Below are 15167 nucleotides of genomic sequence, written 5' to 3' on the forward strand. Positions count from 1 at the left end.
TTAAGGACAACACTCATGAAGAATTTTGCAAGCCTTGAAAACAGACACAGCAACTCTTTGCAACATAAAGAATATAGAAACAATTTCCATAACTGTTCCCATCTAGCTAAAAATAGCTGCCCATTAACATATAAAAATAAAAAAACAAATTGAAACGACGCTGAAAATACTCTACTTTGCTGATGAGGCTGCTATCATTGGCGCCGCACCTGGGACAGTCACTGAGTACGCAATACAAGCAGCCTGAACTTGCTCAAGAGCTGCAAAACGTACCAAATAACTATTACTACTATTCGTCGCAGTGGCAAGACTTGTATTCATGGCTACTACAATATTGTTCCGTGTTGCAGCTACTGCATCGCCGGCAAGGCCAGCAGTGCGTAAAGTCTGTGCAGCTAAGTTAGTAGCGCCGGCCCACCCACTAGTTGCAGAAATCAATGCGCGATGTGCCGTAGCATTCGCTGCCGTTGCAGCCGGGGCGATAACAGCCCCGGCAAAAAGACCTGACATAGAAAGCCAGAATGAGTATCTTTCTTGATCCTCCACCTTCTGCTGCATGCCCGAAATTACACTATTACAGCCCATCAATACTTTAGATAGTTTTTCATTGATATCTTTATTCTCCTCATCAGTCAATTTTTGAGTGGCACTTTTATCCAATTCTGCTGCTGTCATTAACGCTGGCGTGTTCACATTTGCACCCGATGCAGCCAGCAAATTGGCATACTCCGTATGCTTTTTTGTGGCCTCCAAGCTAAGAGTACTAAACTTAGATGGCTCCAAGCTATAAAACACAGCCCGACTATTCTGTGAAGTACCACAAGCAGACAGCACAATCATGATTGGCATTAATATAGCTTGTTTCACAAATTTACTCCTTTTGGAACTTTAACCAATATGAGCAACTTAAGACTACTAACAATTCTTCTATAGTACGTATCGAAAAAAAACAGCAAAAGAAATGAAAAATCTTCATCCATACAGTAATTACACGTACCAACATCAAAACTGATACCCCAAAACGTACTTTTAAAGTAATGGCGTAGAGTTTGCTTGACAGCTAGATGCAACAAAACTATGATCGTTACAGCAGCCCGAATTACGCCTAGCGTTCAGGCTGTCCCCTCTTCAGGCCCCGCCACTGTGTGGGGCTTCGTCGTTTCTGGAGCTCTCTAAGATGCGCGCCAAGAATCTGCAATCAAATGGACGCCAGCTACTGATCGAAGATCATGTCTGCAGCGACTGCCAGTTACTGGACCTTTGCGAAGCAGACTCAGCTGTCGAGGTCTTGCTGGTGTTGGTTGGGGACTGGCAATGGCTGGACTGACCGCTAAGCTCTGCGCAACGCCGGGCTGCGGTGTGCTGGTGAGGCAGCCAGCTAGGCACTGCCCATTCCATGAGCAGCGTCGCCAGGTGGCGGAGCGCGAGGCAGACCGGCGTCGCGGAACGCGCGTTGAGCGCGGATATACCAACGCCTGGTCGCGCGCGGCTCGGGCGTATCTAGCCAAACATCCATTCTGCGCCGAGCACCAACGCCAAGACGGCCGTCTGGTTGCGGCCAATCATGTCGACCACATCACCCCGCCGCGATACCGGGAGGAGATGGAGAGCGGCGATCCCGCAAGGATCGCAGATGCCAAGCGCCTGTTCTGGGACTCGAGCAACTGGCAGTCGCTGTGCAGGCGCTGCCACTCACGCAAAACGGCGGCGGAGGACGGCGGATTCGGCAATGCACGATAAGCCTAACAAGGATGTTCAGATGAAAGACGAAAACATCCAATGATTATCATGACAGTCCTAGTCATGACTGCATTGGTAGGGGTAGTCAATCCTTTGATGGGAAACGACCACTGTGACCGCGCGTACCCCTCTATTTTTTCCGCCGCGTAATAAGAAATTTAGGGGTAGCGATGACAAGAGGTGCACCGCGGGCTCCAGGCGGGGGGCGAAAACCCAAACCGACCACGCTGAAAATGATCAGCGGCAATCCCGGCAAACGAAAACTGAACCAGGACGAGCCGGAATACGAGGCGATCGAAGTGCCGGCGCCGCCGGCGTGGCTGTCGCCCATCGCGACAGATAAATGGCATGAACTGGCCCCGCAACTTTCCGGCACGAAAGTTCTGACCGACGTCGATCTGCACAACCTGGAGATGTTCTGCCAGGCCTATAGCCGGTGGCGCGATGCCGAGGATCTTGTCAGCCGGATGGGGGTAGTCGTTGAAACGCCGTTCGGGCCCAAGAAAAACCCGGCCTGCACCATCATCAATGAGACCAGCCGCCAGCTCTCGACTTTCGGCGCGATGTTGGGGCTGGACCCGTCCAGCCGGTCCCGGATCCATATCCCAGGCGGCAAGCAAGCCCAGAACCGATTTACCAATCTGCTGAAACCAAAGAAGGCCTCATGACTCCATGGCTCACCAGCACGTCACCGCTGCCAAGAAATGGGCGCGCGACGTGGTGGCAGGCCGCTTCCCGGCTGGCAAGTGGACGCGACTTGCCGCCCAGCGCTTCCTTGATGACCTAAAGCACAGCAAAACCAAGGCATTTCCATACAAGCTCGACGAAGGCGAAGCGGAGCGCGCTTGCGCCTTTGTCGAGCAGTTGCCGCATACGAAAGGCAAGTGGGCGCGCGAGCAGCAGCTCATCGAGCTGGGGCCGTGGCAGTCGTTCATCTTCGTCAATATATTCGGCTGGGTTCACAAGAAGACCGGCCTGCGGCGTTTTCGCGAGGCATACAACGAGATCCCGCGGAAAAACGGCAAGTCGGTGCTGGCTGCTGGCGTGGGCTTGTACTGCTTCACCGCCGACGGCGAATACGGCGCAGAAGTGTATTCGGGCGCATCCAGCGAGAAACAGGCCTGGGAGGTGTTCCGCCCGGCCAAAATGATGCTGGAGCGATCTCAAGATCTCCTCGATGCCACTGGCGCTGAAGTCTATGCGAAGTCGATGGCGATTCCGGAGGATGGCAGCCGGTTCGAGCCCATCATCGGCAAGCCAGGCGATGGCTCCTCGCCCTCATGCGCGGTGATCGACGAGTTTCACGAGCACGACTCGCCGGAGCTGTACGACACGATGATCACCGGCATGGGTGCGCGCGAACAACCGCTGGCCTTCATCATCACCACGGCCGGCTACAACCTGGCCGGGCCGTGCTACGAGAAACGGACTGAGGCCGAGAAGGTGCTGCAAGGCCTGGTGGAAAACGACCAGCTTTTCTGCATCATGTTTGGCGCCGATGAAGACGATGATCCCTATGCGCCGGCCACGCTGCGCAAGGCGAATCCCAATTTCGGCGTTTCGGTGCTGGAAGATAACCTTCTGGCGGTACAGCGCCAAGCGGCTCAGACCCCGTCCAAACAAACCGCATTCAAGACCAAACATCTCAACATCTGGTGCTCGGCCAAATCAGCCTGGGCCAATATGGCCCACTGGAACGCCGCGGCCGATGCCACGCTGCGCGAGGAGGACTTCGCCAGCGAAGAGTGCGTGGTGTCCTACGACCTGGCCAGCAAGCTGGACTTCGCATCCACGGTGAAGATTTTCAAACGAAGCATATTCGAGAAGACCCACTACTACATCTTCGCCAAGCACTACCTACCAGAGGAGACGCTGGAGTCGGACGACAATCCGAATCGCGCAGCATGCGTGCGTTGGCGCGACACGGGCTGGATTGAGCAGCACGACGGGCCGGAGAACGATTTCGCCATGATTCTCCAAGACCTGGAGGAAATGCCGTCCAAGCACCAAGTGACCGAGTTCTGCCAGGACAAGTTCGGCGCGGCCTGGGTGGCGCAGCAGCTGGTGCATGGCGGCGCGACCGTCGTGGACGTGCCGATGAAAGCGATGTACCTGACCCCTGCCATGCGAGAAATTGAGGCCGCGCTGAAAGCGGGCCGATTGCACCACAACGGCGATCCGGTTCTGGCCTGGATGATGTCCAACGTCACAGCTCGGGCCGACAAGAACGACAACCTGTTCCCGGACAAGCAAGCCCCGCAAAACAAAATCGACGGTGCGGTGGCGCTGATTATCGGCATGACGCGGGCCATGGCTCCGGAAGCGCCAGACGACGGATACAAGTCCGCATACGAAGACGAGGTATATCTATGACCACCACCGATTTGGCGACCATGGCGGTCGGCCTGCTGGGCGCAGGCGCGGTCACCACCGGCGCCGCCCTGCTCCACCCTTCCGCCGGTTGGATCGTCGGCGGCGTGTTTGGCCTGGCCTGGTCCTACCTGACGGCGCGCGCCGCCGCGAGAGGAGCTGCCTGATGTTCATGTCCCGCCAATTTGGCGATCAGCGGATCGGCAGCCCTGATCCGGGTTGGATTTCCAGCCTCCTCGGCGCCAGCGCGCAGAGCGCGGCCGGCGTGATGGTGTCGCCGGAGCGGGCGCTGGCGCTGACCACGCTGCAGGCCTGCGTCTCGTTGATCGCCGAGTCCGTGGCGCAGCTGCCATGCGAGCTGTACCGCCGCAAAGGCGATACGCGCGAGCGCGCCACCGATCATCCAGTCTATCGGCTGATCCACGACACGCCGAACGAGTGGCAAACGCCAATCGAGTATCGCGAACAATGCCAAATCAGCGCAGGCCTGCGCGGCTCCACGTTTTCGTTCATCGAACGCGACGGCGCGGGGCGGCCCACTGCCCTGCTGCCGCTGGACTTCAACAAGGTTCAGGTGCTGCGCGGCAGCGACAACCTGCCGTACTACCGGATCGGCGGCGCCGAGCCGGTGCCGATGCGGCTGATCCACCATGTCCGCTGGTGGACGATGGACGGCTACACCGGCGTCAGCCCGGTCCGGCTGCACTGCGACACCATAGGCCTGGCGCTGGCTACCCAAAACCACGCATCCAAAGTGTTCGCCAACGGCACCCACCTGGCCGGCGTGTTGGAACGGCCCGCCGTGGTCGGTCAGCAGGAACTGAAGGCACTGAGCCAGGCGCGCGTGAATGAGGTCAAAGCGGCATGGAAATCGGAATACTCCGGTTCGGACAATGCCATGAAGGTGGCAGTGATTCAGGACGGCATGACTTTCCGCCCGTTGTCGATGACCAACGAGGACGCGCAGCTGATCGACAGCCGCAAAATGTCGGCGCTGGAGTTGGCGCAGATCTACAAGGTACCGCCGCACAAGGTGGGCCTGCTGGAACGTGCCACCAACAACAATATCGAGCACCAGGCGATTGAGTTCGTCATCTACTGCCTGTTGCCGTGGCTGCGCCGCCACGAGCAGGCCATGATGCGCGACCTGCTGCTGCCCAGCGAGCGCGCCGACTACTACATCGAGTTCAACGTCGGCGGCCTGATGCGTGGCGATACCACCAGCCGCTACGCCGCCTATGCAGTCGGGCGGCAATGGGGCTGGCTGTCGGTCAACGACATCCGGCGCCTGGAAAACCTGCCGCCCATCCCGGGCGGAGAGGTCTACCTGCAGCCCCTCAACATGATCCCGGCCGGCGCGGCCAAGCCGACGAATCCGGCCCCCGGCGCCGTGGCAGAGATCCAACAGATTCTGGAGACGCGATGAAACAACACCTGTACCTGCATCAGCTGTTCAATCAGCCGCACATGGTGCTGCCGGACATGCTGCATGAAGCTGTGGCCTGGGCTGGAACGCGTATGGGCCTGAACCTGCAGCAGGTCAACGTCAACCTGCCCGACATGGCCTGGAAGGGCGACCGCACCGCCGAGATCGAGGCCGCCAGCCCGGCCGACCGCCGGCAGCAGGCGGCGCAGCAAACGGGCGTGTTGGTCATCCCGGTGTCCGGCATCCTGGTGCCGCGCGCCAACGATGTCGGCCTGTGCGCCAACCAGACCAGCTACGAAAGCGTCCGCGCTCAGTTGAATGCTGGCCTGGCCGACCCGCAGATCGAACACATCGTCTACGACATGGCGACGCCAGGCGGTGCGGTAACGGGATGCTTCGAGCTGGCAGCTGACACCCGTGCAGCGCGCGCAGTGAAGCCGATCACTGCCCTGGTGCATTACAGCGCCTACAGCGCCGGCTACGCCCTTGCTTGCGCCTGCTCCGACATCGTGCTGTCGCAGACCTCCGGCGTCGGCTCCATCGGCGTGATCATGAAGCACGTCGACATCAGCAAGCAGTTGGAGGCTGACGGCATCACCGTCACCACGTTGTACCGCGGCGCGCGCAAAAACGACATGGCCAGCGACACACAGTTGTCCGACGATGCGCGCGCTAACGCGGACAAGCTGCTGGACCTGTACTACGAGCAATTCTGCGAGACCGTGGCCGAATACCGGGGCTTGGGTGTCCAAGCCGTTCGTGACACCGAGGCCGGTTTGTTCTACGGCCCCCAAGCCGTGGCTGCAGGCCTGGCCGACCGGGTGGAAAGCCAGCAGCAGGCCGTGAACCGCATCGTCACAGAGGTGGCGGCGCGCCGGAAGACCATCGCGCCCACGGCTCGACGCGCCAGCGCGCTGGCCGCCGCCATGCAGATGTCCATCAACACCTGACCGCCGCACGGCGTCAGCGCCCGACAGGGCACCCTCACCCGCCTGATGGCGGATTTTTTACGCCTGGAGAAACTGATGTCCAAGATCCTGGAACTGAAGAAGCGCCGTGCCGAAATCGCGGCGGAAGTGCAAACCCTCGCCACGCTAGAGTCCGGCGGCACCGCGCTGAGCGCCGAGCAGCTGCAGCAGTTGGATACGCTGAAAGCCGAATTTGGCCAGTTGGGCGCGCAGCTGGCGCGCTTGGAGGACGCCGAGCGCATGGTCGCCGCCGCTGCGGTGCAAGTCGATACGCTGAGAGGTCAAGGTGCGCCGCCTGCTGGTGTTCCGGCGACCCCTGTGGGTGATGCGGTACGTGGTGGCAGCGTTGCCCGCATGGCTATTGCGTTGATCGAAGCTCAGGGCAACTACCGCGCGGCCGCCGACTACGCCGACAAAAATGGCTTTGGCGCTGATGTTGCCGCCGCCCTAAACAGCGGCTCGCCATCCGCCGGAGGCGTGTTGATCCCGACCAACATGGCCACGGAGCTGATCGAGCTGTTGCGCCCCAAGGCCATCGTCCGCCGGCTGGGTGCCAGATCGCTGCCATTGAAAAATGGCAACCTTTCCATTCCGCGCCTGAAAGGTGGCGCTTCGGTGGGCTACATCGGCACTGACACCGATATCCCGCCAACTGAACAAACCTTCGGCGACCTGAAGCTGTCGGCCAAGAAAATGGCCGCACTGGTGCCGATCAGCAACGATCTGCTCAGCAACGCCGGCATCAGTCCGGATGTCGAGCAGGTGGTGGTCGATGATCTGACCTCCGCTGTCGCAGCGCGTGAGGACCTGGCATTCCTTCGCGGTGATGGTAGCGGCACTACCCCCAAGGGCCTGCGCAGCTGGGCGCTATCCGGCAACTGCATCGCTGCGCCGGCTCCGGCTGCGGTGGATGCCGCCTTCCTTCAGGCCGTCGAGAACTTCCTGAACGCGCTGATCCTACTGCTGGAAAGTGTGGACGCCAACCTGGTAAAGCCGGGCTGGGGTATGTCGCCGAGGACTTTCCGCTTCTTGGAGGGCCTGAAGGACATGAAAGGCAACAAGGTCTATCCGGAAATGGCCCAGGGCACGCTCAAGGGTTACCCCATCGGTAAAACCACCCAGATCCCGAACAATCTCGGTGCCGGTGGCGATGAGTCGGAAATCTACTTCACCGACTTCGCTGACTGCTTCATCGGCGAGGACAAGGGTCTGACCATCGACTTTTCCAAGGAAGCCACCTACATCGGCCAGGACGGCAAGATGGTCAGCGCCTTCGCCCGCGACCAGACCTTGGTGCGCGTGATCGCGAAGCACGACTTCGGCCCGCGCCACGTCGAGAGCATCGCCATCGGCACCGGCGTCAAGTGGGGCAAATAACCCAATCAGGCCCGCAGCGCGGGCCTTCCCTTCCCATGGAGAACACTATGCACAGCGTGAAATTCCTCAAGCACTGGGGCAAATACAACCCGGGCGAGGTCGCCGGCTTCGAAGAGAAGGACCGCGAGTTGCTGGAACGGCTCGCTATCGCGGGAGTTATCGGTCCTGCCGAAGAAACCCTCGAGGCGGTTTGTGACGCCATCGCAAAAATCAACGGTGAGCAAGAGGAGGTCGAAGCATCCGCAACTCAGGATACGACGGCCAGTGACGAAAACAGCGCCATCACTGATGCAGCCGCAGCCAGCAGCGATCAGTCGAACCCGGCGCCGCGCGCCCGCAAGAAGGCCTGATCATGCCGGCCACGCTCATTCGACGGAATGACGGGCCGGTGCTGACTGTCGAGGAGATGCGGCAGCAGTGCCGGATCGATGCTGGATGGACACCCGAAGATGCCGCAGCAGAAGACAAGCTGCTGCAGCGGCTGGAGCGCGCCGCGGTTCGCGCTTGCGAAGGCAAAATCCGCGGCCCGCTGCTGAATGCCGACTACCGACTGACGCTGGATGAGTGGCCGCGCATGCATTGGCTGTCGCTGCCAACTGCTGGCGCCATGGTGGTTTCCGCTATCAGGGTGGCGCAGGGCGGCCAGCATCAGCCGTGGGGCGACTTTGTCGCGCTGGCGGATGGGCCGCTGCTGCAGGTCAGGCCACGTAATGGTGCGTGGCCCGTGGCGGATGCCCTGCCCGATGCGATCCAGATCGACTACCGGGCCGGCCTGGCCGAGAGTGGCAATGCCATACCGGAGGATGTCCGCCAATGGCTGCTGTTCATGGTCGGCACCTACTACGAGCATCGCGAGGCACTGCTGGCCGGCGCCACGCTGACCGAGTTGCCGCGTAGATTCGTGGATGGACTGCTGACGCCCTACATGGTGGATGAGGTAGTGCTATGAGGGCGGGCAGACTCGACAAGCGTATCGTTTTCCAGAAGCAAATCAAGGGCCGGGATTCGGCCGGTCAGCCGACAAACACCTGGCAGGACCTTCCTGCAGTCTGGGCCAATGTCCTGTTCGTGAGCGGCCGCGAGTACATCAGCGCAGACCGCCAGCAGCAGGAAAGCGTCGCCAGCATCCGCATCCGGAAACGACCTGTCACCGCCAGCATGCGCGTCCGCTTCGGCGGCGTGGTGTACGAAATTTCCGCCGTACTGCCCGACCAGAGCGGTGAGTATCTGGACGTCGCGGTGAAGGTAAACAAGTAGGAGGCCCCATGCTGAAAATTGGCTTCGATCGCAGCAGCATCACCGCCGGCCTGCAAGAATTTCAGACCAAGTTACGGGACGACGTAATGCTTTCCGGCGCGGCAGCCGGCGCCAACGTGCTCTACGACGAAGTGCTGCAGCGCGTGCCGGAGAAGACAGGCAAGCTCAAAGGCAACGTCTACCGTGCATACATTCCGGAGCGCTCAGTAGATGGCCGGCAGGTCTACGTCATCAGCGTCCGCAAGCGCATCGCCAAGCACTGGCACCTGATCGAGTTCGGCCACTGGCGCATCAATAAATTCGTGCAGCTGGAATCCGGAGAATGGGTGCCGACCAAGCAGCGGCTGGCCAAGCCGGTGTGGGTGCCGGCCAAACCCTACTTGAGACCGGCCTACGACGCCAAAATCGGAGCCGCGCTGGACGCCGCACGCGACCGAATGCGCCAACGCCTGCAGGAGGACTGAGCATGCTGGAAGAGAAACTTTTCAGCATTCTGTCGCCGCTGGTGGACAGCAATGTGTATCCGGATACCGCACCGGAAGGAACGCCTCTCCCCTACATCCTGTATCAGCAAGTCGGCGGCATCCCGGTGCAGTTTCTGGAGGGGGCCGGCAGCACGGTGTCGCCGCGGATACAGATCACTATCTGGTCCGACTCTCGCCTGCAGGCCGCCCAGCTGCAGCGCGACGCGCAGCGACTGCTGGTGGGCGCGCCGCTGTTTGGCACCATCGCCGGCGGCGCTGTCGCCCTCCACGAAGAGGCGCTGGGGCTGCGCGGAACCCAGCAGGACTTCTACTTCAAGGGAGACCCATGATGCCGGAGCCAGCACTCGCCGTCGGCAGCACGCTGGCCATATCGCTCGCATTGCCGGCCACGCTGGACGCCGCCAGCTTCAGCGCGCTTGCATTCACAGCAGTGCGCGGCGTGCGAACAGTGGGCGATATGGCCGAGCAGTGGCAGACCACCACCAACAACCTGGCCAACCGGGACTACCCGCTGGTCACCAAAACCTGGCGCAGCGCCATTCAGCAGGACATCGACCTGCTTCAGCTGACCGATGCTGGCCAGACCCTGCTAATGCAGGCCTATAACCAGCGCGGCCCGGCGGCATTCCTGATGGCGCAGCCCAACGGCACGTACTGGTTCACCGCGTTGGTCACCACCCGCGCCGCCGGCGGCCGGTCGCCGGACGCGTTGCTGGCACGCCGATTCACGCTGACGCTAACCGCCCCGCCCATCACCGCAACCTGACCCACTCGCCCGCCGCGCGCGGGCAGTTTTATTTGAAAGGACACGACATGTCGGTCTTCCTCCCCAGCGGCAGCACGCTGCAGATCGCCAGCGCCTACGGCCCGGCGAAAGCCATCACCGCGCTCAGCAACGCCAATCCGGCCGTAGCCAGCGCCGCCGCGCACGGCTTCGCCGCCAGCGACATCATCGAACTGACCAGCGGCTGGGCTCGCCTCAACAACCGCATCGCCCGCGTCGGCGCTGCTCCGGTAGCCGACTCGTTCAAGATCGACGGCATGGATACCAGCGATACCAAGCTGTTCGGCGCCGGCCTGGGCATGGGCAGCGCCCGGGCCATCACCGGCTGGACGCCGATGCCCCAGGTACTCGACTTCAATACCAGCGGCGGCGAGGCGAAGTTCGCCACGTTCCAGTTCCTGGAGTCCGACGAAGAGCAGCAGATCCCGAACGGCAGGTCAGCCATGTCGATTGCCCTGAAAATGGCCGATGACCCGTCCCTGCCCTGCTACCCCGTGCTGCGCGCCGCCGACGCCAGCCGCAAACCCACTGCCATCATGCTCAGTCTGCCCAATGGAGGCAGCGTGCTCTACAACTGCTACGTCTCGTTCAACGAGACCCCTGAGCTGTCGCAGAACAGCGTGATGGCGGTAAAAGTCACCCTCTCGCTGCTCGGCAAGGCCACCCGCTACTAATCAACCACGCATAGGAAACGACCATGGCAAAACTCACCCTGGGCGCCGCGCCCACCTTCCCCGCCTCCGTTTCAATCCCGCAGCCCGGCGGCGCTGGCGCGGAGGTGGTGCTCACCTTCAAACATCACACCAGAACCGAGCTGCGCAGTCTGGCCGAGAAGCTGGATGCCACGCCGGATCTCGAACTGGTCCAGCAAATCGCCACCGGTTGGGATCTGGTGGACGCGTGGACGCCCGACAACGTGCGCCAGCTGCTGGAGAACCACCACGGCGCCGCGCTGGCCATCTGGAATACCTACGTTCGCGAGCTGACGGGCCTCCGCGAAAAAAACTGATTGCCGCCGCGCGCGCCATGTATGAGCGCCAGCCCGACGCCGCCCAATTGGAGGCGTTCGGGCTGACCGCTGCAGATCTGGGTCAGCAGCAGGATGTGGATGTCTGGCCAGACAACTGGCAGGCCGTCCAACTGCTCAACCGCATGAGCACGCAGTGGCGGGTAGGTTTTGGCGGCGCGGTGGGCCTGGATTACAACGTGCTGTACCGGATGATGGACCGGCTAGGGCTGAACCCGGAAGGGTTCGATCAGATGGAAGCCGACTTGCAAGTGATGGAAGCGGCGGTACTTGAGCTGATGCAGTAAACGTAAGCGAGGATGGGGGCATGTCAAACGAACAAATCGGCCGCGGCATCCTCGAATTTGAGGTCCGGGAAACGGGGGCGACTGCGTCTATCGCCAAGATCGACCAAGCATTGGGTGGTCTGGAAAGGACTACCGAGCAAGCGTCAAAGGCGGTCGAGTCTACCGGCAAAAGCCTGGCCAGTCTCAAAGAGGCAGCTCAGCCGGCTGAGGTGGCCGGCGCCAAGGTGCAGCAGATTGGCCAGGGTGGCGACGCCGCGGCGCGCAAGATGGAAGCGGCCACCCGCAACATGATCAGCGCGATCCAGCGCACCACGGTCAGCATGGAAGTGGGCAGCAAGGCCAGCTCCGACTATTTCCGTATGCTGGCTGGCCAGCGCGGCCTGGATGTGGCTCAGCTGGAGCCTTATCTCCAGCAGTTGGACTTGGTCGCCGCCCGTCAAAAAAATGCAGGCATCAGCGCCGGACAGCTTTCCAACGCCATGCGGATGCTGCCGGCGCAGTTCACCGACATCGCGGTTTCACTGGCCGGCGGCCAAAGTCCGATGATGGTTTTTATGCAGCAGGGCGGGCAGATCAAGGATATGTTTGGAAGTGCCGGCGAAGCAGTCAAGGCTATGGGGTCGTACGTTCTCGGTCTGATAAATCCATTCACCATTGCCACTGCAACAGTTGCCGCGTTCAGCTATGCAGCCTACGCAGGTCATAAAGAGACGCGCCAGCTTGCCATGACGCTTGCCATGACGAGCAATGCCGCGGGCCTGACTGCAGAGTCTTTTCGCTCAATGGCAGAGACGGTTGCCATGTCATCAAATACCAGCTTGGGGTCCAGCCGTGAAACCATGATGGCGCTGATTGGCAGCGGCAAACTGGCCGGTGAAACGCTGAAAAATATTGCTACCTCCGCCCAGGCATACGCAGAAGCCACCGGAGAGAAAGGTACCAAGGCAGCCAAAGACTTTGAAGAGGCCATCAGCGGCGATGTAAAGAAGCTGGCTGAAATGAATGAAAGATTCGGTTTCCTGACCGCTGCGCAGTTCGAACATATTGCCGCTCTGAAAGAAGCCGGCCGTGAAGAGCAAGCCAAGTACGACGCATCGGTGATCATTTCCCAGCACTTCGCTGAAGTGTCACTGCAAAGCCTTGGTGTAATTGAAAAAGCTTGGGTTTCCCTAATCAATAAAGTAGGCAGCTATTGGGATGCCGTAAAGAGCATTGGTCGCACGCCGGAGCTGGGCGATAACCTGAAGCTCGTCAACGACGAAATCGCCCACCTGGAGAGCGAGAGCAAAGGGAACAAGTACTGGGCGTCATTCAACAAAGAGAGGCTGCAGGAGCTGTACAACCAACGGGCCGGTTTGGAGTCCGACATTCGCATGTTGCAAGTCAATGCGGCAAAGGAGTCGGAGCAACAGGCCGTCCAAAAGGCAGGCACCCAGGCCAACATGGAGCTGGAGAAAAAGCTCGACACGCTTCGCACTGGCAAGGAAAAGATCAAGCACGAGCTGGAAGAACTGGACAGGCTGGTCACCTCTGCCCGTGCTGCCGGTTTAGGCAACAAATACGATGACGCCACTGTCGCCAAAATGCGCCAGGACATCATCAAAAAATACAGCGACAAGCCCCGCAAGGAATCGCCCTATGGCAAGCAGGAGGACCGCGAAATCGCCGACCTGCAGTCACGTATCGCCGCCGAAAATCAGATCGCCGAGGCTATGGGGAAAAACGGCGCCGCCTACGACAAGATGACCGAAGGTGCCAAGCTGGCGCTGAAGTTCCGCTATCAGGAAAGCGTGGCCACCACTGAGGCGGCAAAGGCCAATCTGCGATTGCGCGCCAGCCTGGCCGACGAGCTCGGCCAGCGGCAAGAGCTGACCGCCGCGTTGAAGGACCGGATCAGCGTCCAGAAAAGCCTGGACGAGGCCGACCAGCGCCGCATCGGCGAAATGCAGCTACAGCGCGAGGACATGGCCAAGCAGTTGGAATTCCTGACGCTATCAGCCGGTCAGCGCGACCGCGCCCAGGCGCAGTGGGCGGCGGAGCTGGAAACCAAGCGTTTGTTGCTGGACCTGCAGATCAAGCTGAACCAAGCCAAGGCAGATGAGGCTGCAGCATCCACGCCAGCGGCCAAAGGCGCACGCGGGGAAATCGTCACCCGGATTGAGCAAGAGATTGAAAGCGTGAAGACCACCGGCGCTCAAAAAGCGGCAGATGCCGTCAAAGCGGTTGACGACAAGATGTCCATGGCCGGCAATTGGACGGTTGGCGCCAGGCTGGCATTGGATAGCTACGCAGACCGCGCCAGAGATGTTGCGTCGCAGACCCAGGCGGCATTCAGCAATGCCTTCGATAGTATGGAAAACTCGCTTACTCAATTCGTTATGACGGGGAAGTTGAATTTCAAAGACCTGGCAAACAGCATCATCGAAGACATGATCCGTATCCAGATCCGTCAGAGTATCACCGGCCCTCTTGCGAAAGCACTGCCGAGCATGTTCGCCTCTGTTTTCCAAGAAAAAGGCGGTGCTTGGTCTGGTGGTGTCCAGATGTTCGCGAATGGCGCGGCGTTTACAAACTCCATCGTCTCCCGGCCAACCGCGTTTGCGCATGGGGCCGGATTAGGTGTAATGGGTGAGGCTGGGCCAGAGGCGATCATGCCGCTGACGCGCGACGGATCTGGCAGGCTGGGCGTGCGCTCGGCTGGCGGCGGCGCGCCATCGGTGGATGTGCAGGTCAACGTGATCAACCAGAGCAGCCAGCCGCTGCAGGCCCAGCAGCAGGGGAAGCCGCGATTCGATCAGTTCGGCAATGCGATCGTCGATTTGATCGTGACCGACATGCGCCGCGGCGGGCCGATCTCATCTACGATGGAACACGCCTACGGCCTGCGCCGAGGGGGATAAGGAGAACGCATGGTCACCCCTGCCCTTCCTTCGTTTGTACTGATCGATCTTGACGGCTACAGCGAGAAATCGGACTACGGCCTGCAAAGGTCTTCGATGGACGGCGGCATGCCGAAACAGCGGGCCCGGTGGTCTCTCCCCATCGTCAGCCGCAGCGTCACGCTGCTGATTGGTGGAACTGGCAACCGCGTGATATTCGACAGCTGGTATGGCGCGGACCTTCACGGCGGCGCCGACTGGTTCACGGTGACGCTGTTCGGCAAGCCGCTGCGCGCCCGATTCACCGAGCCACTGACGTTTCGGCCGGCCGGTCCGGATGCATGGACAGCGTCTGCCACCATCGAGACCATCGGGTAGCGGAAATCCCACAGGAGGAACGCACATCAGTTGGTAAGGAAAATGTGCTCACAAACCATATAAGGATTGTGACGCATGAAAACTATTAGTGATATTGCATGGCTCATGATTATCGTTAATCAAATGAGCCCCGATGCTAGACAGGATGGAATTTTGATCTTGGCCTTATGTTGCATTTTGGCTTTGATC

General features: G+C 60.3%; 19 protein-coding genes. 18 read left to right on the top strand and 1 reads right to left on the bottom strand.

The window, feature by feature from the left end; all coding sequences use genetic code 11:
- Positions 1–171: 171 nt before the first annotated feature.
- Entirely contained in the window at positions 172–867 is a 696-nt protein-coding gene (locus LQR33_RS02980) for a hypothetical protein (RefSeq protein WP_231467491.1), read from the bottom strand.
- Positions 868–1177: 310 nt separating this feature from the next.
- On the opposite strand from LQR33_RS02980, the gene LQR33_RS02985 reads away from it, so the two are divergent.
- From LQR33_RS02985 to LQR33_RS03070, 18 genes are all read left to right on the top strand, one after another.
- Positions 1178–1327 (top strand): hypothetical protein, encoded by a 150-nt coding sequence (locus LQR33_RS02985; RefSeq protein ID WP_231467493.1) that lies wholly within the window; start codon positions 1178–1180, stop codon positions 1325–1327.
- 646 nt (positions 1328–1973) lie between these two features.
- Positions 1974–2408, top strand: coding sequence for a phage terminase small subunit P27 family (locus LQR33_RS02990; RefSeq protein WP_231467494.1), 435 nt, complete (start codon positions 1974–1976; stop codon positions 2406–2408).
- A 4-nt stretch (positions 2409–2412) separates the two neighbouring features.
- Entirely contained in the window at positions 2413–4113 is a 1701-nt protein-coding gene (locus LQR33_RS02995; RefSeq protein WP_231467496.1) for a terminase large subunit, read from the top strand.
- Complete coding sequence (locus LQR33_RS03000) at positions 4110–4277, top strand: hypothetical protein (protein WP_231467498.1); 168 nt, start codon at positions 4110–4112, stop codon at positions 4275–4277. The genes LQR33_RS02995 and LQR33_RS03000 overlap by 4 nt, the downstream gene beginning before the upstream one ends.
- Positions 4277–5536 (top strand): phage portal protein, encoded by a 1260-nt coding sequence (locus LQR33_RS03005; protein ID WP_231467500.1) that lies wholly within the window; start codon positions 4277–4279, stop codon positions 5534–5536. The genes LQR33_RS03000 and LQR33_RS03005 overlap by 1 nt, the downstream gene beginning before the upstream one ends.
- Positions 5533–6486 carry a S49 family peptidase gene (locus LQR33_RS03010; protein WP_231467502.1) on the top strand — a complete coding sequence of 318 codons (954 nt, stop codon included), beginning with the start codon at positions 5533–5535 and terminating at the stop codon, positions 6484–6486. The genes LQR33_RS03005 and LQR33_RS03010 overlap by 4 nt, the downstream gene beginning before the upstream one ends.
- A gap of 75 nt (positions 6487–6561) precedes the next feature.
- Positions 6562–7881 (top strand): phage major capsid protein, encoded by a 1320-nt coding sequence (locus LQR33_RS03015; protein WP_231467504.1) that lies wholly within the window; start codon positions 6562–6564, stop codon positions 7879–7881.
- Positions 7882–7928: 47 nt separating this feature from the next.
- A complete protein-coding gene (locus tag LQR33_RS03020; protein ID WP_231467506.1) occupies positions 7929–8231 on the top strand; it encodes a hypothetical protein in 303 nt (100 codons plus the stop codon).
- Between the two features lie 2 nt (positions 8232–8233).
- Positions 8234–8830 (top strand): head-tail connector protein, encoded by a 597-nt coding sequence (locus tag LQR33_RS03025; RefSeq protein ID WP_231467508.1) that lies wholly within the window; start codon positions 8234–8236, stop codon positions 8828–8830.
- Positions 8827–9138, top strand: a complete 312-nt coding sequence (locus LQR33_RS03030) for a phage head closure protein (RefSeq protein WP_231467510.1) — start codon at positions 8827–8829, stop codon at positions 9136–9138. The genes LQR33_RS03025 and LQR33_RS03030 overlap by 4 nt, the downstream gene beginning before the upstream one ends.
- 8 nt (positions 9139–9146) lie before the next feature.
- Positions 9147–9602, top strand: coding sequence for an HK97 gp10 family phage protein (locus tag LQR33_RS03035; protein ID WP_231467512.1), 456 nt, complete (start codon positions 9147–9149; stop codon positions 9600–9602).
- Positions 9603–9604: 2 nt separating this feature from the next.
- Complete coding sequence (locus LQR33_RS03040) at positions 9605–9952, top strand: DUF3168 domain-containing protein (RefSeq protein WP_231467513.1); 348 nt, start codon at positions 9605–9607, stop codon at positions 9950–9952.
- Entirely contained in the window at positions 9952–10389 is a 438-nt protein-coding gene (locus tag LQR33_RS03045) for a hypothetical protein (RefSeq protein WP_231467515.1), read from the top strand. Before LQR33_RS03040 ends, LQR33_RS03045 begins: the two co-directional genes overlap by 1 nt.
- A 47-nt stretch (positions 10390–10436) precedes the next feature.
- Positions 10437–11081: a phage tail protein gene (locus tag LQR33_RS03050; RefSeq protein WP_231467517.1), complete on the top strand. Its 645-nt coding sequence runs from the start codon at positions 10437–10439 to the stop codon at positions 11079–11081.
- Between the two features lie 23 nt (positions 11082–11104).
- Positions 11105–11416, top strand: coding sequence for a phage tail assembly chaperone (locus LQR33_RS03055; protein WP_231467519.1), 312 nt, complete (start codon positions 11105–11107; stop codon positions 11414–11416).
- Between the two features lie 17 nt (positions 11417–11433).
- Entirely contained in the window at positions 11434–11721 is a 288-nt protein-coding gene (locus tag LQR33_RS03060; protein WP_231467520.1) for a DUF1799 domain-containing protein, read from the top strand.
- 20 nt (positions 11722–11741) lie between these two features.
- Entirely contained in the window at positions 11742–14621 is a 2880-nt protein-coding gene (locus LQR33_RS03065) for a phage tail tape measure protein (protein WP_231467522.1), read from the top strand.
- Positions 14622–14630: 9 nt separating this feature from the next.
- Positions 14631–14978: a hypothetical protein gene (locus tag LQR33_RS03070; RefSeq protein WP_231467525.1), complete on the top strand. Its 348-nt coding sequence runs from the start codon at positions 14631–14633 to the stop codon at positions 14976–14978.
- Positions 14979–15167: the final 189 nt, after the last annotated feature.

Source organism: Chromobacterium piscinae (genome assembly GCF_021129175.1).
GTDB classification, from domain to species: domain Bacteria; phylum Pseudomonadota; class Gammaproteobacteria; order Burkholderiales; family Chromobacteriaceae; genus Chromobacterium; species Chromobacterium piscinae.